Annotated in this window: 18 protein-coding genes; 9 read left to right on the top strand and 9 right to left on the bottom strand. The window is 62.4% G+C overall.

The annotated features are described in order from the left end of the window. Positions 1–7: 7 nt before the first annotated feature. A complete protein-coding gene (gene uxuA, locus ACYVHT_RS07740; protein ID WP_460549729.1) occupies positions 8–1,249 on the bottom strand; it encodes a mannonate dehydratase in 1,242 nt (413 codons plus the stop codon). A gap of 324 nt (positions 1,250–1,573) precedes the next feature. Between uxuA and ACYVHT_RS07735 the strand changes: the two genes are divergently transcribed. Beyond that, entirely contained in the window at positions 1,574–2,752 is a 1,179-nt protein-coding gene (locus ACYVHT_RS07735) for a LacI family DNA-binding transcriptional regulator (RefSeq protein ID WP_460549727.1), read from the top strand. 199 nt (positions 2,753–2,951) lie between these two features. Beyond that, positions 2,952–4,244 carry a voltage-gated chloride channel family protein gene (locus ACYVHT_RS07730; protein ID WP_460549725.1) on the top strand — a complete coding sequence of 431 codons (1,293 nt, stop codon included), beginning with the start codon at positions 2,952–2,954 and terminating at the stop codon, positions 4,242–4,244. A 48-nt stretch (positions 4,245–4,292) separates the two neighbouring features. Here ACYVHT_RS07730 and rhaT read toward each other — a convergent pair whose 3' ends face one another. Further along, positions 4,293–5,381, bottom strand: coding sequence for an L-rhamnose/proton symporter RhaT (rhaT, locus tag ACYVHT_RS07725; protein ID WP_460549723.1), 1,089 nt, complete (start codon positions 5,379–5,381; stop codon positions 4,293–4,295). A gap of 287 nt (positions 5,382–5,668) precedes the next feature. On the opposite strand from rhaT, the gene ACYVHT_RS07720 reads away from it, so the two are divergent. The 7 genes from ACYVHT_RS07720 (at position 5,669) to ACYVHT_RS07690 (ending at position 15,000) form a co-directional block, all read left to right on the top strand. Continuing rightward, entirely contained in the window at positions 5,669–7,777 is a 2,109-nt protein-coding gene (locus ACYVHT_RS07720; protein ID WP_460549721.1) for a bifunctional aldolase/short-chain dehydrogenase, read from the top strand. A gap of 298 nt (positions 7,778–8,075) precedes the next feature. Then, positions 8,076–9,119, top strand: coding sequence for a GntR family transcriptional regulator (locus ACYVHT_RS07715; RefSeq protein ID WP_460549719.1), 1,044 nt, complete (start codon positions 8,076–8,078; stop codon positions 9,117–9,119). A 228-nt stretch (positions 9,120–9,347) separates the two neighbouring features. Then, entirely contained in the window at positions 9,348–10,628 is a 1,281-nt protein-coding gene (locus ACYVHT_RS07710) for a TIM barrel protein (RefSeq protein WP_460549717.1), read from the top strand. Next, positions 10,625–12,022 (top strand): FGGY-family carbohydrate kinase, encoded by a 1,398-nt coding sequence (locus ACYVHT_RS07705; protein ID WP_460549715.1) that lies wholly within the window; start codon positions 10,625–10,627, stop codon positions 12,020–12,022. The genes ACYVHT_RS07710 and ACYVHT_RS07705 overlap by 4 nt, the downstream gene beginning before the upstream one ends. 144 nt (positions 12,023–12,166) lie before the next feature. Continuing rightward, complete coding sequence (locus tag ACYVHT_RS07700; RefSeq protein WP_460549713.1) at positions 12,167–12,913, top strand: (Fe-S)-binding protein; 747 nt, start codon at positions 12,167–12,169, stop codon at positions 12,911–12,913. A 129-nt stretch (positions 12,914–13,042) separates the two neighbouring features. Then, a complete protein-coding gene (locus ACYVHT_RS07695) occupies positions 13,043–14,434 on the top strand; it encodes a lactate utilization protein B (protein ID WP_460549711.1) in 1,392 nt (463 codons plus the stop codon). Beyond that, complete coding sequence (locus tag ACYVHT_RS07690; protein ID WP_460549709.1) at positions 14,431–15,000, top strand: LutC/YkgG family protein; 570 nt, start codon at positions 14,431–14,433, stop codon at positions 14,998–15,000. The genes ACYVHT_RS07695 and ACYVHT_RS07690 overlap by 4 nt, the downstream gene beginning before the upstream one ends. Before the next feature lie 351 nt (positions 15,001–15,351). On the opposite strand, the gene rhaM is transcribed toward ACYVHT_RS07690, so the two are convergent. From rhaM to ACYVHT_RS07655, 7 genes are all read right to left on the bottom strand, one after another. Then, positions 15,352–15,666, bottom strand: a complete 315-nt coding sequence (gene rhaM / locus ACYVHT_RS07685) for an L-rhamnose mutarotase (RefSeq protein ID WP_460549707.1) — start codon at positions 15,664–15,666, stop codon at positions 15,352–15,354. 188 nt (positions 15,667–15,854) lie between these two features. Then, positions 15,855–16,277, bottom strand: coding sequence for a response regulator (locus tag ACYVHT_RS07680; RefSeq protein WP_460549705.1), 423 nt, complete (start codon positions 16,275–16,277; stop codon positions 15,855–15,857). Positions 16,278–16,342: 65 nt separating this feature from the next. Beyond that, positions 16,343–18,055 (bottom strand): sensor histidine kinase, encoded by a 1,713-nt coding sequence (locus tag ACYVHT_RS07675; RefSeq protein ID WP_460549703.1) that lies wholly within the window; start codon positions 18,053–18,055, stop codon positions 16,343–16,345. Between the two features lie 4 nt (positions 18,056–18,059). Further along, positions 18,060–18,389 (bottom strand): circadian clock KaiB family protein, encoded by a 330-nt coding sequence (locus ACYVHT_RS07670; protein WP_460549702.1) that lies wholly within the window; start codon positions 18,387–18,389, stop codon positions 18,060–18,062. A gap of 12 nt (positions 18,390–18,401) precedes the next feature. Further along, positions 18,402–18,713, bottom strand: a complete 312-nt coding sequence (gene kaiB / locus ACYVHT_RS07665; protein WP_460549700.1) for a thioredoxin domain-containing protein — start codon at positions 18,711–18,713, stop codon at positions 18,402–18,404. A 48-nt stretch (positions 18,714–18,761) separates the two neighbouring features. Next, positions 18,762–20,462 (bottom strand): KaiC family protein, encoded by a 1,701-nt coding sequence (gene kaiC / locus ACYVHT_RS07660; RefSeq protein WP_460549698.1) that lies wholly within the window; start codon positions 20,460–20,462, stop codon positions 18,762–18,764. 162 nt (positions 20,463–20,624) lie between these two features. Further along, the gene (locus tag ACYVHT_RS07655; RefSeq protein WP_460549696.1) at positions 20,625–20,843 is read right to left on the bottom strand and encodes a DUF1153 domain-containing protein; all 219 of its coding nucleotides are present in this window, start codon (positions 20,841–20,843) and stop codon (positions 20,625–20,627) included. Positions 20,844–20,870: the final 27 nt, after the last annotated feature.

Here is a 20,870-nt window from a genome sequence, read left to right as displayed (position 1 = left end):
AGGACGGTTAGGCGTAGAATAGGGCTTCGCGGCGGGTGGGCGGCGCGGCATCGGCCGCCAGGCTTCGGCGAATGCCGTATTCCAGGCCGCGCAGCTCGGCCAGCCCGCGCAGGCGGCCGATGGCCGAGTAGCCGGGGTACGTTTTCTTGTTGAGGTCGTCGAGCATCTGGTGGCCGTGGTCGGGGCGCATGGGAATGGCGGTTTCGCCCGCGCCGCTGGCGGCGCGGCGCTGCTCTTCCAGCACCAGCTCGCGCACCACGGCGTACATGTCCACGTCGCCCTCCAGGTGGTCGGCTTCGTGGAAGTTACGCGGGTTTTCCTCGCGCTTGGTGGCCCGCAGATGGATGAAGTGAATGCGCGAAGCAAACTGCCGGGCCAGGGCGGCCAGGTCGTTATCGGCCCGCACGCCCAGCGAGCCCGTGCAGAACGTGAGGCCGTTGGCCGGCACGTCGCAGGCCGCAAACAGGGCCGCCAGGTCGTCGGCGGTGCTCACCACGCGGGGCAGGCCCAGCAGCGGATAGGGCGGGTCGTCGGGATGGATGCAGAGGCCGATGCCCAGCTCCTCGGCCACCGGCGCCACCTCGCCGATGAAGTAATGCAGGTTGGCGCGTAAGGTGGCGGCATCAATCGCGGCGTACTCATTGAGCAGGTTCTGGAAGCCGGCCAGCTCAAACGCCTCTTCCGAGCCGGGCAGGCCCAGCAACACGGTATCCGTGAGCGTGGCAATTTCCTCGGCGCTCATTTGCGCAAACTGCTGGCGGGCCGCTTCTGCCACGGCCACGTCGTAGTCGGCGGCCGCGCCCGGGCGCTTGAGAATGCAGAGGTCGAACACCGCGAAGTCCTGCCACACGAAGCGCAGCGCCCGCGAGCCGTCCGGCATTTCGTAGCGGATGCTGGTGCGCGACCAGTCCAGCACGGGCATAAAGTTGTAGCACACCGTGCGAATGCCGCAGGCCGCCAGGTTGCGCAGCGACGTCTTGTAGTTCGCGATATAAAGCTCACGCGCGGGCAGGCCTTTTTTAATGGCTTCGTGCACCGGCAGGCTCTCTACCACGGCCCAGTGCAGGGGCGTGTGGGTGGCATTGTCGGCGGCAATCAGCTGCTGGCGGGCCTGGATATCACCCACCGGCCACACCTCCCCCACGGGCAGCTGGTGCAGCGCCGTCACCACGCCCGCACACCCGGCCTGACGAATATCGAACAGCGAAACCGGGTCTTGAGGCCCGAACCAGCGCATGGCATGCAACATCTGATGTTGGTCGAAAAATGCAATTTGTACTCAACCTATACCAAACTACCCGTTCCAATACCGTAAATGCGGTTGATAGGTCGTTTAGCGAACTTGCTATCGAATGTATAGCCAAATCCACCGAATTGATTCAGGCAAAATCGGCCAAATTTGAAAGAAATCGCAACAAAACTATCGGCATCGTTTCCGGAAACGATGCCGATAGAAAACTTTTTGATTTAACACCGTAAAAATTTTTTTCTCCTTTATCTTTGAGTGAGTCCTCACATCAAAAGCATCGAAACAGCTGATTAGGGGCTATTTTATAAATTAAATCCTATTTCAATGGCAACCTGCGTTAAGTGCAAGCTTTCGGACTCGGTGTTGAAGGCGGGGTTTGTGCGGGGGCGGCAGCGCTACCTGTGCAAGTCCTGCGACTACCACTTCACCGAGGAGAAAACCGGCCCCATCCCGGACCGCCGCCGCACCCAAACCACCATTGGCGATGTGGCCAAGGCCGTGGGCGTGGCTTCGTCCACGGTATCGCGGGCGCTCAACGGGCACACCGACATCAGCCCCGTCACCCGCCAGGCCATTCTTGATGCCGCCCGCCAGCTCGACTACCAGCCCAACCTGCTGGCCCAAAGCCTCAAAAGCCGCGAAACCCACACCCTGGGCGTACTGATTCCGGACCTGGAGCGGCCGTTTTTTGCCACGGCGGTGAGCGGCATTCAGGCCGTGGCCACGGAGGCGGGCTACCGGGTAATGATTTGCCAGTCGAAGGAGTCGTACCGCACCGAGGTGAGCAACGTGCAGGCCCTGGTAGCCAGCCAGGTCGATGGCCTGCTCATCTGCCATTCCCGCGAAACCGAAAACTTCGACCACGTAAAGCCCAGCGCCTGCCGGGGCATTCCGGTGGTGCATTTCGACCGCGTGAGCAACGAGGTGGACAGCGCCAAGGTCATTCTGGACGACTGGAACGGGGCTTTTAATGTAACGGAGCACCTCATTCAGCAGGGTGCCCGGCGCATTGCCATCCTGGCCGGGCCCGAGTCGCTGCTCATCAGCCGCAACCGCCTGGCGGGCTACCAGCACGCGCTGAAGCGCTACGGGTTTGCCCTGCGCCCGGAATACGAGGTGCACATCGAGTTTCAGCCCGTCGAGGCGGAGGCAGCCCTCGATGCCTGGCTGGCCCTGCCCGAGCCGCCCGACGCCATTTTCGCCATCAACTACACCAATGCGTTCGACCTGCTGGTGGCCCTGAAAAAGCGCGGCCTGCGTGTGCCGCGCGACATGGCCGTGGTAGGTTTTGGCGATGAGTTTATGGCCGCCATGATTGAGCCGGGCCTCACCACCGTTGACCTGCATCCCTACCGCATTGGCCAGCAGGCGGCCCGCCTGTTTCTGGAGCAGGTGCAGCAGAAGGAGAATTTTCAGCCGCGCACGTTCGTGATTTCCGGCGACCTGATTATCCGGCAGTCGTCGTTGAAAGGCGAAGGCGACCTGTTTCGCCTGAGTATTTAGAGAGCCACTGGCCTGGCTCCTGAAGCGGCGGGCTATTGGCATGGCCCCGTGCCGGGGCTGCCGCTATCTTTGCCCGGGCCTGGTGCCCGGCGGTGCAGTGTGCCCCGGCGCCCGCTTGCTGTCTCTTTGCTGGTGCCCGAGCCACAGCTGCCGCTTGTGGGCCAATGGCATACTGCTGCCGGTTTAATCTTCTTCGCCCGTGGCAATTCGACGCCCCCGCCCTCATCTGCTCCGCTCGGCGCTGGCTGTTGCAGCCCCCGCCCCCGCTTTGTTCCTGCTGCGCTGGCTGCTGATTTGCAGCCTGGTGGGCGGGCTGGCGGGCACGGCCTCGGCGGGCTTTCTGGTGGCGCTGGACTGGGCGACCAGCTGGCGCGAAGCCCATGCCTGGATTATCTGGCTGCTGCCCCTGGGCGGTTTTATCATCGGCGCCAGCTACCATTACTGGGGCGAAAGCGTGGTGAAGGGCAATAACCTGCTGCTGGAGGAAATTCACTCGCCGCGCAATACCGTGCCGCTGCGCATGGCGCCGCTGGTGCTGTTCGGCACCCTGGCCACGCACCTGTTCGGCGGCTCGGCGGGCCGCGAGGGCACGGCCGTGCAAATGGGCGGCACCCTCGCCGACCAGCTCACGCGCTGGCTGGGCCTGCGCCCGCCCGACCGCCGGATTCTGCTTATTGCCGGCATCAGCGCGGGCTTTGCCTCGGTGTTCGGGACGCCGCTGGCGGGGGCCGTGTTCGGGCTGGAAGTGCTGCTCATTGGCTCGCTGCGCTACGACGCCATCGTGCCCAGCTTTCTGGCCGCCGCCATTGCCGACCTCGTGACGCGGGCCTGGGGCGTGGGGCACACGCACTACCCGCAGCTGGCCGCGCCGCCCGTTGCGCCGGTACCGCTGCTGCTGGCGGTGGGCGCGGGCGTGCTGTTCGGGCTCACGGCGCGGGGGTTTGCCAGGCTCACACACGCCGTAGCGCATCAGTTCCGGCGCATTGCCTACCCGCCGCTGCGGCCCGTGGTGGGCGGCGCGCTGGTGGCGCTGGCCGTGGCCGCGCTGGGCACCACCCGGTACATCGGGTTGGGCATTCCCACCATCGTGGCTGCGTTTCAGGCCCCGCTCCCATCCCAGGATTTCGCCCTGAAGCTGGTCCTGACGGCCCTCACGCTGGGCTGCGGCTTCAAAGGCGGCGAGGTGACGCCGCTGTTTTTCATTGGCGCGGCGCTGGGCTCGGCCCTGGCGCTGGTGCTGCCGCTGCCGGTGGCGCTGCTGGCGGGCATGGGCTTCGTGGCCGTGTTTGCGGGCGCGGCCAACACGCCGCTGGCCTGCACGCTGATGGGCATGGAGCTGTTTGGCGCGTCGGCGGGCGTGTACCTGGGGCTGGCCTGCGTGGCGGCCTACCTATTTTCGGGGCACTCGGGCATTTACAGCGCCCAGGCGATTGGGGAGGCCAAGCATTCGCGCTTTGACCGGGCACAGGGCCGACAGGTTGATGAAATCTAGGTAAAAGCCTGTCATCCTTCGCGGTGCTCAGGATGACAGGCTTGCTCGTTATCGCGGAGCCTCTACCAGCGCCGTGTCCTCTGCTGCGGCCTTGTGCTCGGGCGAGCCCAGGTAATTGCCGTAGCCCACCACCACGGTGGAGAGCACCACGGCAATGATGCCCAGCGTGACCGTGCGCATGGTGGTGCGGTTGGCCCCGCGCCACTCGTGCAGCACGAGGCCCCACATGCTGCTGAAGGCAATGATGAAGGCCATGTGCAGCGTCCAGCCCGAGAAGCGGTAAGCCCCCATCTTGCTGTCGCCCATGCCGTAGAAGAAGAACTGGAAGTACCACGTGGTGCCGGCCAGCGCGCAAAAAATGATGTTGCGCAGCGCCGGGTACGAGGGGTTCAGATAGTCGGTGTAAGTCTTGTTCTTGAGGTTGAGGTAGATGCACCAGATGGCGTTGGTGGTGAGGCCGCCGGCCAGGATGATGACCAGAATGGCGTTATTCACAAACAGCGGATTGGTGCCGTTGGCCTCGGCCAGCTTGGCAATGGGCTGCCCGGCCGTGAGGCCGAACGAGAAGCAGGCGCTCATGATGCCCGAGAATACGGCCACCATCAGGCCCTTTTTCAGGTCGAATTCGGCAATGGATTCCTGCTTCTGCTCCTGGGTCAGGGTCTTTTCCTTCAGCAAACCGGCCCGGCCGCAAATCAGAATGCCCAGCACGCACACGCCCAGCCCCAGCACAATGTAGCGGCCCGAAGCCGTGCCCAGCAGCTCGCCCATCTTGCCCTCGTAGATGGGCGGCACCAGCGTGCCAAACACCGCGCACAGCCCCAGCGTGACGGCCATGCCCAGCGACAAGCCCAGATACCGCATGGCCAGCCCGAAGGTGAGCCCGCCCGTGCCCCACAGGATGCCCCAGAAATAGGCCCACGCAATGGTCGAGTTATCCGCCTGGTGCAGCACGTCGAACAGGTGCGGCACGGTGAGGTAGCCCAGCACCCACGGCGCCACCAGCCAGCTCACGATGCCGCCCACCAGCCAGTAGCTTTCCCAGGCCCAGCCGCTCACCTTCTTATAAGGCAGGTAAAAACTGCCGGAGGCAAAGCCGCCCAGCGCATGAAGGATAACTCCCCAGATTACAGCCATAGCAATGTTGATTTTGAGCAAAGCTGCCCGGTAAGTGAGTGCAAACCCTCCTGTGCTCTCCTGAACGCGAAAGTAGCGCGGACCTGGCAGTCCGCGACCTCAGCAAAACCCGAATGGCGCGGGGGCACGGCCGGCCAGGTCCGCGCTGCTTTCGGCTACACACAACCTTAACAACTTTTTACGAGCGAAGCAGGAGAGTGCAGGATGTGACCGGCCTGCCACTCCGGCACCTTTGTAGCAAGCAAAATCAATCCTGTTTTCTGGTTAACAGCAACCGAAACCCCATCATGGAAAAAACCCTCACTTTCCAGCACGTCAGCTACCTCTGGGACGAAGCCAAAGCCGCCGAGCTGGCCGGCGATGAAGTAGCCCTTTTCCTCTACCGCTCCAACCTGCTCGGCGCCGACCTGCGCCTGACCAACTACGCCGGCGGCAACACCTCCTGCAAAATTCAGGAAACCAACCCTGTGACCGGCGAAGCCGCCGAAGTAATGTGGGTGAAAGGCTCCGGTGGCGACATCGGCACCCTGACCCGCTCGGGCTGCGCCAACCTCTACGTAGAAAAGCTGCACCAGCTGAAAAACCGCTACCGCGGCCTGGAGTTCGAAGATGAGATGGTGGGCCTGTTCGAGTACTGCCTCTTCGACCCCAAGTGCGCCACGCCCAGCATCGATACCCCGCTGCACGGCCTGCTGCCCTTCAAGCACATCGACCACCTGCACCCCGACGCCCTGATTGCCATCGCGGCCAGCAAGGACGGCGAGCAAATTATGCACGAAATCTGGGGCGACACCATGGGCTGGCTGCCCTGGCAGAAGCCGGGCTTCGACCTCGGTTTGCAGCTCGAAAAAATTGTGGCCGAAAACCCCGGCCTGCGCGGCGTCATCCTCGGCGGCCACGGCCTGTTTACCTGGGGCGACACGTCGTACGAGTCGTACCTCAACACCCTGGAGGTGATTGAGCAGGCCGCTACCTACCTCGAAGCCAACTACGGCAAGAAAGCCCCGGTTTTCGGCGGGGTGAAGCGTGAGCAGCCCCTCGACGCCGCCGGCCGCCGCGCCGCCGCCGCCGCCGTGATGCCCGTGCTGCGCGGCCTGGCCAGCAGCCAGCGCCGCATGCTGGGCCACTACACCGACGATGCCCGCGTGCTCGAATTCGTGAACTCGCACGACCTCGCCCGCCTCGCCGCCAAAGGCACCTCCTGCCCCGACCACTTCCTGCGCACCAAAATTCGCCCGCTCGTGCTCGACGCCGACGTAATGAACGGTGACGCGGCCAGCGTAAAAACCTACCTGGAAGCACAGTTCGAAGCCTACCGCGCCGACTACGCCGCTTACTACGAGCGCAGCAAGCACCCGAACTCGCCCGCCATGCGCGACGCCAACCCGGTTATCATTTTGTGGCCCGGCGTGGGCTTGTTCTCCTTCTCGAAAGACAAGCAGACCGCCCGCGTAGCCGCCGAGTTCTACACCAACGCCATCAACGTGATGCGCGGCGCCGAAGCCGTGAGCACCTACCAGGGCCTGCCCGAGCAGGAAGCCTTCAACATCGAATACTGGCTGCTGGAAGAAGCCAAGCTGCAGCGCATGGCCCCGCCCAAAGCCCTCTCGGGCAAGGTGGCCTACGTGACGGGCGGCACCGGCGGCATCGGCAAAGCCATCTGCGAGGAGCTGCTGAAGTTCGGCGCCTGCGTGGTGGCCGTCGACCGTGACCGGCTGGAAGAAACCCAGGCCGACCTGCGCAAGCAATTCGGCAAGGACAGCACCATCACCGCGCCCATCGAAGTGACCAGCGCCGAGAGCATTGCCGAGTCGCTACGCGCCGGCATTCTGCAGTTCGGCGGCGTCGACATCATCGTGAACTGCGCCGGCCTCTCGATTTCGAAGCCGCTGGCCGACACCACGCAGGCCGACTGGGACATCCTGAACGACGTGCTCGTGAAGGGCCAGTTCCTGGTGAGCCAAGCCGCCGTGACCATCCTGCGCCAGCAGGCCCTGGGCGGTGATATCGTGAACATTGCCAGCAAAAACGGCCTCGTGGCCGGCCCCAACAACGTGGCCTACGGCACGGCCAAAGCCGCGCAGCTGCACATGAGCCGCCTGCTGGCCGCCGAATTGGGCGGCGACAAAATCCGCGTCAACACCGTGAACCCGGATGCCGTGCTGCGCGGCTCCAAAATCTGGGAAGGCGACTGGGCCGCCGGCCGCGCCAAGGCCTACGGCATCTCGGTGGAAGAGCTGCCCGCGCACTACGCCAAGCGCACGCTGCTGGGCGAGGAGCTGCTCTCCGAAGACATCGCCAAAGCCGTGCGCGTGTTCGTGGATGGCTCGCTGAGCAAATCGACCGGCAACGTGCTGAACGTGGACGGTGGCGTGGCCATGGCCTTCGTGCGCTAATCGTCGGGTTTGACGGTTTCAGCAGTTAATTGAACGTCATGCTGAGCGCAGTCGAAGCATTGCTGCCGCAATAGTAAGTAATTACTTGCGCGGCAGGAATGCTTCGACTGCGCTCGGCATGACGTTCTGTTTTCAGCGGGATTTTGCGGGCCAGTCACCTATCTATCCCGCACCTATCCGCTGGCATTGCGGAAAAAGCTACATTTGGGTAACGCTCCGCGTTTTTTTCATCTCCCACCTTCTTCTTTGCGCTGCTGAATTTCGCCGCTTCCATCCGGGTTATCTCTCGTAGAAAAGCATGAAATCACACGACTCGCCCACCACCTCCGGGATGTACCAACTTCAACTGAAACCGCTCGATAAAACCCCGAAGTACAAGCAGATTGTGCAGTCGGTCATCATGGACATCGAGCGTGGCGTGCTGAAAAACGGCGACCACCTGCCCAGCATCAGCGAGCTGAGCGTGGAGCACTACCTGGCCCGCGATACCGTGGAAAAGGCCTACCGCGAGCTGCGCGAGCGGGGTTTCATTACCTCGGTGCAGGGCAAGGGATACTACGTGGAAGCCAGCGACACCTCGAAACTGAAGATTCTGCTGGTCTTCAACAAGCTCAGCTCCTACAAAAAGGAAATCTACTACGCCTTCCTCGAAACCCTCGGCGACCGCGCCACCGTCGACCTGCAGATTCACCACTACAACGTGAACCTGTTTCAGGAAATCATCGAGAAAAATCTCGGCAAGTACAACTACTACGTGGTGATGCCGCACTTCACCCTGGACACGCCCAAGGAGCAGTCGCGCGCCATCCTCAATACCATTCCCAGCCAGGAGCTGGTGCTGCTCGATAAGGACATTCCGGAGCTGACCCACGACTGCCTGCGCGTGTTTCAGGATTTCGACAAGGACATTTTCAACGCCCTGGAAAGCTCCGAGGACCTGCTCGAAAAATACTCCCGCCTGGTGCTGGTGCTGCCCTCCGATGCCAACCACCCCGAGGAGCTGCCGTGGGGCTTCCGCTCCTTCTGCCTGATGCGCAACAAGGAATTCGCGGTGGTTGAAAACGCCAAGAATGAAGTGGTGCAGGCCGGCACCGCCTACGTGGTCATCCGCGAAACCGACCTGGTGGAGCTGGTGAAGAAAATCCGCCAGACCAGCTACCTGCTGGGCCGCGAAGTGGGCATCATTTCCTTCAACGAAACGCCCCTGAAAGAGCTGCTGAACATGACGGTGATTACCACCGACTTCGTGGCCATGGGCAAAACCGCCGCTACCCTGCTGCTGGAAAAGCAGCGCGTGAAGGTGAAGAACCCGTTCTACACCATTCGGCGCGGGTCGCTGTAGGAACGATGTAGAGACGCGACACTTCGCGTCTCGTCGTTGCTGACGTTATTATCACTGCGCAACGGTTCTGGTCGTTCAACGAGGAGACGCGAAGTATCGCGTCTCTACATCGTTCAGACCTCACCCAAACTTTCCCTCACAAACAGGAGAGACCAGAACAGTTCCCGCTAATAGGAACGGGTAATTTGTTCTACCCATTCAATACCGGACAATATTCCCCAGCCACCTATGTTCTCTGACCAACGCCTTGCCGAACTCAACCAGCCGCTGCTGGCCGACCATAAAACGAATTTCCAGCATCTCGCCGAGTCGCCGGGCTTGCGCCATGCCGACGTGGCGGCGGTGGTCAAAAAGCTGATTGATTTTCAGGTGGCCATTCCGAGTTGGGCGCTGGGCACGGGCGGCACGCGTTTTGGCCGGTTCGCGGCCGGCGGCGAGCCCGCCACGCTGGAAGACAAAATCAGCGACGTGGGCATTCTCCAGGCGCTGAACCGCTCGTCGAACTCCATCTCGCTGCACATTCCGTGGGATATTCCGCAGGACATTCCCGGCCTGCAGCAGCTGCTGAAGGAAAAAGGGCTGGTGATTGATTCGGTGAATTCCAACACCTTCCAGGACCAGAAAGACCAGCCGCAGTCCTACAAGTTCGGCTCGCTGAGCCACACCGATAAGGCCGTGCGCGAGCAGGCCATTCAGCACAACATCGACTGCGTACGCTACGGCCGCGAGCTCGACGCCAAAACGCTGACCATCTGGCTGGCCGACGGCTCCAACTTCCCCGGCCAGTCGCACCTGCGCCGCGCGTTTCTGCGCACGCAGGAGTCGCTGGCGGCCATTTACGAGGCCATGCCGAGCGACTGGACCATGCTGGTGGAATACAAGCCCTACGAGCCCAACTTCTACTCGATGGTGATTCCCGACTGGGGCACCTCGCTGGCGCTGTGCCAGGCGCTGGGCCAGCAGGCGCAAGTATTGGTTGACCTCGGCCACCACCTCCCCAACACCAACATCGAGCAGATTGTGGGCCGCCTGCGGCAGTTCGGCCGCCTGGGCGGCTTCCACTTCAACGGCTCGATGTACGGCGACGACGACCTCACCACCGGCAGCATCAAGCCCTTCCAGCTGTTCCTGATTTTCAACGAATTGGTGGATGCCGCGCTTGACCAATCGGTGCCCGCCGAGGCCGTGGCCTATATGATTGACGCCAGCCACAACGTGAAAGACCCGCTGGAAGACCTCCTGCAATCGGTCGACAACATCCTCTCGGCCTACGCCAAAGCCCTGCTCGTGGACCGCGACGCCCTGGCCGAAGCCCAGGACGCCAACGACGTGGTGCGCGCCGAGGAAATCCTGCGCGACGCCTTCCTCACCGACGTGCGCCCGCTGGTGTCGGAAGCCTACCTGCGCGCCGGCGGCGCCATCCGGCCCCTCGCGGCCTTCCGCGCCGAGGGCGTGCGCGGAAAACTCATTCAGCAACGCGGCAAGCACAGCGTATCGACCGGGCTATGAATCCGACCATTAAAAAGTCAGTCTACGCCGTTTTCGACATCGGCAAGACAAATAAGAAGCTGATTCTCTTCGACGAGGACCAGCAGATTATCAACGAAGAGCTGCACATCTGCACCGATGTGCTGGATGACGACGGCTACCCCTGCGACCACCTGCCCCGCCTCACCGAGTGGGTGCAAACGCACTGGAAGCAGCTCCGCAACCACCCGCACTACACCGTGAAGGGCGTGAACTTCACGGCCTACGGCGCCAGCTGGGTGCACCTCGGGGCCGACGGCCAGCCCATGCTGCCGCTCTACAACTACCTCAAGCCGATGCCGGCCGACATCGAGGCGCAGTTCTATGCCAGCCTGAGTCAGTCGCCGGAAGAATTCGCGGCCGACACCTGCTCGCCGCGCCTGGGTTTGCTCAATTCGGGCCTGCAGCTGTACTGGCTGAAATACGCCAAGCCGGAGAAGTACGCCCAGATTCACACCTCGCTGCACCTGCCGAACTACCTCTCCTACCTGATTTCGGGCGAGAAATTCAGCGACTTCACCTCCATCGGCTGCCATACGGCGCTGTGGGACTACAAGCGCGGCGACTATCACGAGTGGGTGTACCGCGAGGGCATCGACGAGAAGCTAGCGCCCCTCACCCGCGACTCCATCGCCTCGGTGGTCGATGGCATTATGGTGGGCGTGGGTTTGCACGACAGCACCTCCGCCGTGATGCCCTACCTGGCCGAAAATGACGAGCCCTTCGTGCTGGTATCTACCGGCACCTGGTCGGTCACCATCAACCCGTTCAACAGCAACCCGCTCACGCCGGAGCTGCTGCGCCGCGACTGCCTCAGCTTCATGACGCCACGGGGCGAGGCCACCCGCGCGGCCCGCGTATTCCTAGGCCGCGAGCACGACTATCAGGTGGAGCGCATTGCTGCCCACTTCCACGTCAAGCCCGATTTTTACCGCTCCATCGTGCTGGCCCGGCCCTACGACGAGGCTTCGGCCGATTTCCGCCCGGCCTGCATGGCCGGCACCGGCCCCTTCCCCGACCAGCCGGCCGCCGAGTGGGACCTGAGCGGCTTCCGCACCGCGTCGGACGCCTACCAGCACCTCATGCACGGGCTGATTAACATCCTGCTCGAATCCATCCACCTCGTGTGGCAGGGCGAGAAAACCATCTTCGTCGATGGCGGTTTTGCCCGTAATCCGCTCTTCATGCAGACGCTGAGCTGGAACTTCCCGAAGGCGGAAATCCGCACGCTGGAAGTGCCGCAGGCCACGGCGCTGGGTGCCCTGGTGCACCTGGAGCAGGGCGAGGCGCTGAAGAAAACCCAGCCGCTGTTTACCGATGAGGATGACATGCCATTAACGGCAGTGCGGAACGACGTTGCGCCCGTGAGCAAGTAGAATAAGCCGTCTGCGATGTAGAGACGCGACACTTCGCGTCTCCGCGTTACACGACTCTAAAACGTTAGTTGCCATAACTTAACGGCGCTAACGAGGAGACGCGAAGTGTCGCGTCTCTACACCGTTGAGGAGGAAACCGCTAGAATGAAAGTTGCCCTATTCGTCCCCTGCTACATCGACCAGTTCTACCCGCAGGTCGGCATCGCCACGCTGCAGCTGCTGGAAAAGCTGGGCGTGCAGGCGCACTTCCCAGCCCAGCAAACCTGCTGCGGCCAGCCCCTGGCCAACAGCGGCTGCGAGCGCGACGCGCTGCCCATCTACAAGCACTTCGTGGAAACGTTCAGCGACTACGACTACGTGGTGGCTCCGTCGGGGAGCTGCGTGTACCACGTCCGCAAGCACTTCGACAAGCTGGACCAGACGGCCGAGGTGCAGCACGTGCGCGGCGCGGCCTACGACCTGATTGACTTCATCAGCACGGTGCTGAAAGTGGAGGAAATTCCGGGCGCCTTTCCGCACAAAGTGGGCCTACACCTGAGCTGCCACGGCCAGCGCGGCCTGCACCAGGCCAACGAATCGGAAATGACGCCGGTGCGCGACGGCCAGCTCAGCCGCCTGCTGCGCTCCCTCGACGGCCTCGAGCTGACCAACCTCAACCGCAACGACGAGTGCTGCGGCTTCGGCGGCACCTTCTGCGTGAGCGAGGCCGGCATCTCGGCCCGCATGGGCCAGGACCGCGTGGCCGACCACGTCCGCAACGGCACGGAGGTGCTGACGGGCAGCGACATGTCGTGCCTGATGCACCTCGAAGGCATTGTGCGCCGTGCCAAGCTGCCCATCAAAGTGATGCACGCCGCCGAAATTCTGAATGGGGTGCTGGTCAATGGGTGAATGGGCGAATGGCTGAATGGGTGAATGAATTGTTTCGATTGCAAGTATCGAATTAATTCATCCTTTCGGCTCCTCGCCCGATAAACTCATTCACCTATTCAGCCATTCGCCCATTCACCTATTGTTACTATGAACCACGCCACCCGCGCCGACAAGTTTTTGCTGGATGCCGACCGCACCACCTGGCACGACGAAACCCTGTGGTTTGTGCGCGAAAAGCGCGACCGCGCCGCCTACGGCGTGCCCGAGTTTCAGGAGCTGCGCGCGCTGGCGTCCGGCATCAAAGACCACACCCTGAGCCGGCTCGACCTGTATTTGCAGGAGTTTGAAGCCGCTGCCAAGGCCAATGGCGTGCACGTACACTGGGCCGCCGACGCGGCCGAGCACAACGCCATTATTCTCGACATCATTCAGCAGCAGGGCGCCACGCGCATCGTCAAAAGCAAGTCGATGCTGACCGAGGAATGCCACCTGAACCCCTACCTGATAAAGCACGGCATTGAGGTGGTGGATACGGACTTGGGTGAGCGGATTATTCAATTTCGGGACGAGCCGCCGAGCCACATTGTGCTGCCCGCCATTCACCTGAAAAAGGAGGATGTAGGCGATACCTTTTACACGCACTTGGGTACCGATAAGGGCGAAAGCGACCCGCAACGCCTCACCGAGGCAGCACGGCAGCACCTGCGGGCCAAGTTCATTGCGGGCGAAGTGGCCATTTCGGGCGTCAATTTCGCCATTGCCGAAACGGGTGCCGTGGTGGTGTGCACCAACGAGGGCAACGCCGATTTGGGCGTGAATCTGGCCAAGGTGCACATCGCGGCGATGGGCATCGAGAAGATTATTCCGCGCCTCACGGACCTGGGCGTGTTCACGCGGCTGCTGGCGCGGAGTGCCACCGGCCAGCCGGTCACCACCTATACCTCGCATTTCGCCAGGCCGCTGCCGGGCAAGGAAATGCACATTGTCATCGTGGACAATGGCCGCACGCAGCAGCTGGGCCGGCCCGATTTCCGGGCTTCGCTGAAGTGCATCCGCTGTGGGGCCTGCATGAATACCTGCCCGGTGTACCGGCGCAGCGGCGGCCACAGCTACGATTTCACCGTGCCCGGCCCGATTGGGGCCATCCTGTCGCCCAACATCGACATGAAAAAGCACGCCTCGCTGCCGTTTGCCAGCACGCTGTGCGGCTCGTGTACCGACGTGTGCCCGGTCAAAATCGACATTCACACCCAACTTTATAAGTGGCGGCAGGTATTGGGCGAAGCCAACGAAATCCCGGCTTCGAAGAAGTGGAGCATGAAATTCATGGGCCGCGTGCTGGCCAGCACCCGCGTGTACGGCCTCGGCGGGCAGTTTGCGCGCAGGGCGCTGCGCCTGCTGCCGCACGGCCTCACCCACGCCAAATCCATGAACGCCTGGGCCGTGGCCCGCGAGCTGCCCGAAGCGCCCAAGCAAAGCTTCCGCGAGTGGTACGAGAAGCAGCCCAAACCCGCCGCGCAACCAAAAACGACCGCATGAGCACCACTTCCCGCGAACGAATTCTAGCCGCCGCCAAGGCCAACAAGCCGGAAGAGCTACCCCTGCCCACCGTGCCCGATTTCGGCGGCGAGGCCACCGTGGAGCGCTTTACGACCGTACTCACCGGCATCGGCGGCACGGTGGTGCGCATGGCGGGCCTGCATGAGCTGACGGCCACGCTCCAGCAGCTTTTCCCCGATGCGCGGCAAACGGCCTCGGCCCTGTTCGCCGCCACCGTGCGCATTGATGCCCAGACGCCCACCGCCGTGCTGGCCGATATCGACCTGGCCGTGCTGCAGGGCGAAATCGGGGTGGCCGAAAATGGCTGCGTGTGGCTGCCCGAGGCGAATATGCTCCACCGGGCGCTGCCCACCATCACCCAGCACCTGGCGCTGGTGCTCGACCAGCGCCGCCTGGTGGCCACCATGCACCAGGCCTACGCGCAGCTGCCGAACACGGGCGGCTACGGCAAATTCGTGGCGGGCCCCTCCAAAACGGCCGATATCGAGCAGTCGCTGGTGATTGGGGCGCACGGGGCGCGCAGCCTGGTGGTGCTGGTGTATTGATTTTGAAGCACGGGCAAAAAAAGAAGCGGCTTCCAAGGGAAGCCGCCTCTTCGGCGTGTTTTGTTTCACTAAAACTCACTAAAGACGCATCGTCCGAGGGTTTGGCTGAATGCGCAAACCGGACTGTTTAATCGTCATCAAACTGCTAATTATCAGCAGTATTTGAGCGCACAACCTGACGTGGCGCGCGGCAAAATCATGAAGAGAGAGGACTCCCACCCATCTTGTCTCCACCAGGCCGCGTGCCCGTCAGGTTGTTTTCACTCACAACTCAAAGTTGGGGATTGAGGACACACTAACTTTCCCGTACCTTCCTGCTCGGCGCATATTTTTCTTCTGACGCCCACCGTACTAATCCAGATGAAAAACGGGCGTCAGGGGCTGCACCACTGGTGAGCTGTCCGGATTGGTTTCCATTAAATCGGCCATGTAGGCCCACCAGCGCTGCATGATGGCGGTGGCCGGCAAGGCATCCGCCGTATGGCCCGGCAGACGCTTCTGCACGGCAAACAACCGGCCGGTTGCAGCATCCAGATAGATGGAATAATCCCGAATGCCGGCCTCGTGCAGCAAGGCGGCTAATTCGGGCCAGATGGCATCGTGGCGGCGTTGGTACTCCCCGGCTACGCCGGGCCTGAGCTGCATGGTGAAGGCTACTTCCTGCATATATAAGTAAGGGACAAGGGGATGTGCCTCATGGCGCGTTTGCGCGGGGCCAGCATCCCTAGCCGATGCCACCCCTGCCAAAAGCCCTGAAGCTGCCAAATGGCCGCAAGAAATACCGGCCGCTCCCCCCAACTCTCCTGCGCCCTTCGGCTCAGGGGCAGTTTCGCCCGCTGCTGGTAGCCGCCGCCTTACCTGCCCGGCAGATGGCGGTTGAAATGATTCTTCAGCACGTCGTTTATTTTGTTTTCCGTCAACGGCTTGTTGAGAAAACCGGCAATGTTGAGCTTTTGCACTCGCTCGACATCCTGCGGGTGGAGCGAAGTGGTGAGCATGACGATGATGATGGCCTGCTTCTCAGGCAGGGGCAGGCGGTTGTAAGCCTCAAGGAAAGCAAAGCCGTCCATGACGGGCATTTTCACGTCGAGCAGAATCAGCGCCGGGCAGTCGGGAGTAGCTTGCCGGCAATGAATCTGAAGCAGGTCCAGCGCTTCCTGGCCGTTGAGCGCGACCAGAATCTTATCGGTCACGCTCAGGCGCTTCAGCAGCAGCTGGTTGAGGTAGTTGGTCGTTTGGTCGTCATCGACCAGCAGGGCACAGGTTAGCTTTTGCATAAAAACTCAGCCGATGCGCCCAACGGCCAGGAGTGGCGCAGGATATACAGCGGTAAATGTGGAATTTATCGGGGAAAGTACACCAGAAACGTGGTTCCCACGCCCAGCTCGGAACGAACCGAAATGCGCCCGCCGGCATTTTCCACCATTTTCTTCACCATGTAAAGCCCGATGCCCGAGCCCTCCACGTGGTCGTGAAAGCGCTGAAACATGCCAAACAGCCGGCGCTTGCTGTTCGCGTCCAGGCCCAGGCCGTTGTCTTCTATCTCGAGGACGGTGAACTCCCCCTCGGCACGGGTGCGCAGGGCAATGTGCGGCGGCCGACCGGGAGAACGGTATTTCAGGCCATTGCTGAGGAGGTTGAACACTACCGAGCGCAGGTTTTTTTCGGAAAACAGCACGGTGGGGACGGCAGCGACATCCACCGTCAGCTCGGCGCCGGTGCTCTGAATCAGGGGTTCCAAATCGAGGCGCACGTCGTGTACCACCGCCGCCACCTCAACCGATGCGGTGGGGCGGCCGTGCTCTTTTTGCAGCTTGCTCACATCGGTGAGCTGCTCAATGGTGCGTTTGAAGCGGTTCACGGAATCCTGCATCAGGTGCAGCAGGGGCTGCACGGGCTCGCTCTGCACGGTGGCGGCCGGCAGCTCTACCAGCAGCGCATCGAGCAGGCCTTCGATGTTGCTGATGGGCGCTTTGAGGTCGTGCGAGGCCGTATAAATGAAATTGTCCAGGTCTACGTTGACGCGGGTAAGCTGGGCATTGTTTTCACGCAGCATTCGCTGGGCCAAATCGATACGCTCCAGCGCCAGGCGATGCTCGTGAATATCGGTGCAGGTGCCCAGCCATTGCATAATGCCGCCCATGGCGTTGCGCGAGGGCAGGGCCCGGCCCAGCATCCAGCGGTAGGTGCCGGCGTGGTCGCGGAAGCGAAACTCAATCTCGAAGGCATCGCCGGTGGCCAGGCAGTGCGCGAAGTGCAGGCTGGTGCCTTCGGCGTCGGCGGGGTGCAGGTAGAGCAGCCACTGCTCGGGCAAGGGCAGGGCGGCGGTGTGGCCGGTGTAGTCGTACCAGCGGCGGTTGAAGTAGGTGATGTCGCCCTGCTGATTGGCCGTCCAGGCAATGTGCGGGATGCCTTCGAGCATCCGATGGGCTTCGGCGGCGGCACGCTCCACCTCCTGGCGAACGGTTTCCTGCTGGCGCAGCTCTTCGTTTTTGCGGCCGATTATCCGGTTTTGCTCGGCCACCTGCGCCTCGATGGCCGTTATTTCGCGCTGTGCCGAGAGGTCGGTCACAATCACGGCCAGCACGGGGGTATCGTCGAAAACCAGCTTATTGGTGCTCACCGAAAACGGCACCAGCGGCCCGTCCTGGGTTTGCAGCGGCAGCTCACCTTTGCTCTTGCCGGTCCAGCCCTTCAGCACCAGGCCGGCCCAGTATTCCTGAAAAGCAGCGGGCACAAAGCGGTCGAAGGCACTGCCAATCACCTCGCTCAGGTCGCGGCCCAGCAGGCCGGCCAGGCAGGCATTGGCGTAGAGCACGGTGCTGTCGTCGCTGAGCAGCAGGGCCCCTTCGTTCATCTGCTCGATGAGGGTGCGGTAGCCCTCGTCGGCGCCTTGCAGGGTGAAGATGCGCGGCCCCTCGGCCCCGTGCACGGCTAGGGCATCCACGGCCCCGGTCCGAATGGCCTGAATCAGCTCGTGCGCCTCTTCCAGCTGGTAGCGCAGCTCCTCGTTTTCGCGGGCCAGGGCTTCAGTTGTCGAAATCGGGCTGCTCATGGCCCTAAAGGTCGTCAGGGTGTTGCGTTATTCCCAAGGCTTTCAGCACCCGCTCGTGGTTCGACAGGTCGCCCACCAGCCGGCGCACCAGCCCGGGCCGCCGCTTGATGAGCGTGGGCACGCCAATGAGGTCTTCCTGCTGGGCCAGCTCGGGCTGCTGGTAAATGTCCACAATCACCAGCTCATAGCGCCCCTTCAGGTGCAGCTCGCAGATGTCCTTGATGTTGCGCACGGCCCGCGTCGAGTTAGGCGTGGCCCCGGTGATGTACAGGTGCAGCAGGTACTCGGGTTCGGCGGGCTCCAGCAGGCCCGGGAGGTCCGGAAAGATTTCCATGGTCCTCGGCGGTTACTGGGCAGCGGGGCGCACGTCGAGCCCGACCAGCACCCGCTCCTCGTTCGAGAGGTCGCCGATGATTTTGCGGATGGGCTCGGGCACTTTGCGCACCAGCGTCGGAATGGCCAGAATCTGGTCGCCTTCGGCCAGCTGCGGGTGCACCAGCAGGTCGATAACCTCCAGCTTGTAGCGGCCTTTGAGGTGCTGCTCGCAGTGCTTTTTCAGGTTGGCCAGGGCCTTTACCGACTTGGGGGTCTGGCCGGCCACATACAAACGCAACTCCCAGGTTTCCGCCGGGATTTCTTCTTCGATTACTTCAGCCATGAAAAGGGGTACTGGGGCGGGTGGCCGGGGGCAACTCAGGCCTACGGATTACCGGCCGCTGGGGTTGTCAGCGGGCGGGTTTTGATTGGGTGGGTTGGCGGCGGCAATGCGCTGTTTGCCGCTTTGCAGCGTTTGCTGGCGGGTTTGCTCGTGCGTAGTTATTTGCCGCAGCTCCTCTTCCACGCTCTCAAACTCGGTGCGCAGGTTGGCAATATTGGCTTCGAGCATCCGGCGGCGGCGCTCCAGCTCGCGGTCGCGGCGCTCGGCTTCCTGGCGGGTGGCCAGGTCCTGGGCGTGCTCGGCCATCTGCTGGGTGAGGCGGCTGGCCCCGGTCACGATGCCGGAGGGTCCCAGCACCACTTCCAGCAGCTCAATGCCGTGGTCCGTCACCAGAAACTCGCGCACCTGGTTGGAATGCGCCATGCCGCGCGATTTCAGAATGCTCAGGCCCCGGTTGCGCTCGCCGATGCCTTCGAGGTCGCGCACCGAAATCCAGGTATCGACCAAGGACGATACCCCTTCTTCGGTCATTTCGCTGCGGCCCATGCCGGTGTTTACCAGCGCCGTAAACAAGGCCGTGATGTTATTCACCTTCAGGAAATCAATCAGGCGGGTGAGCATGCTGCGGACCTCGCCGAGGTTGCCCACCGAAATCAGGTTGGTGATGGGGTCGATAACCACGGCGTAGGGGTCGAACTCCTTCACCAGCTTGTGAATGGTGACGAGGTGGCGCTCCAGGCCGTTGAGCGTGGGCCGCGAGGCCTCAATGCGCAGCAGGCCCTGCTCTACCCACGGGGCCAGGTCGATGCCCACCGAGCGCATGTTGCGAATGAGCTGCTGGGGCGACTCTTCGAACACGAACAGCAGGCAGCGCTTGCCTTCGCTGCAGGTTTTGTGCGCGAAGGAAGCTCCCAGGGTGGTTTTGGCGGTGCCGGCCGTGCCGGTTATCAGCACGCTGCTGCCGTGGTAGAAGCCGCGGCGGCCAAACATCTCGTCCAGGGCCGGGATGCCGCTGGAGTCAATCTGGTCCGAAACGGTGTGGTTGAGCTGCAGGGAGGTGACGGGCAGCACCGAAATGCCGTCCTCGGTGATGAGGTAGGGGTATTCGTTGGTGCCGTGGGTGCTGCCGCGATACTTCACAATGCGCAGCCGGCGCGTGGTAATCTGGTCAATCACGCGGTTGTCGAGCAGAATCACGCAGTCCGACACGTACTCTTCCAGGCCCTGGCGGGTCAGGGTGCCATCGCCGCGCTCGGCGGTGATGATGGTGGTCACGCCCTTGTCTTTCAGCCAGCGAAACAGGCGGCGGATTTCGGAGCGCAGCACCGATTGGTTGGGGAAGCCCGAAAACAGCGACTCGATGGTGTCGAGCACTACGCGTTTGGCGCCAATGGAGTCGATGGCGTAGCCCAGGCGAATGAAAAGCCCATCCAAATCGTACTCCCCGGTTTCCTCAATCTCGGAGCGGTCAACGTGCACGTGGTCCACGCGCAGCATTTTGCGCGCTTGCAAATCGTTCAGGTCGAAGCCCAGCGAGGCCACGTTGGCGGCCAGCTCCGGGCCGGTTTCCTCAAAAGCCATGAGCACGCCCGGCTCATCGTAGTTCTGAATGCCGCGCACCAGAAACTCGATGCCCATCAGGGTTTTGCCACAGCCGGCGCTGCCGCAAATCAGCGTGGGCCGGCCCAGCGGCAGGCCGCCTTCGGTAATTTCATCCAGCCCATCGATGCCGGTTGGGGATTTGGGCAATGGGGGCAATGAGGACGTTGCAACAGGAGAATGGTCGTGCATGAAGAGGCGCTGGTGGCAGGTAAAGGTAGCTGGTGAAATAAAAATGCCCGGCAGCGTGGAAGTTGCAACCGGGCATTCAGACGCACATAAGCAGGATTCAAATCCCGGGGCAGGGCATTATCAGCGGCGGCCGGCCTCAAAATCGAGCCAGCCGGCGCGGTGCTCCTCCATCTCGGCGGGGCTGATGCCGTAGGCGGCGCAGGCTTCGTCGGTGCTCATCAGGCCCTGTTCCACGGCATTGAGCACGGCCCACACCTTCAGCTTGCGCTCGGCAAGGGCATCGGCGGCGGGCGCGGGGCGGCCGTCGGTGTCGAAGAAGTCGGGCGGTGATTGGCTCATAGCTGTTGCAAGATAGGGCGCATACCA

Source organism: Hymenobacter daeguensis, assembly GCF_054780555.1.
The sequence above is the reverse complement of the archived record's forward strand: the minus strand, read 5'-3'. Positions and strand labels throughout refer to the sequence as shown.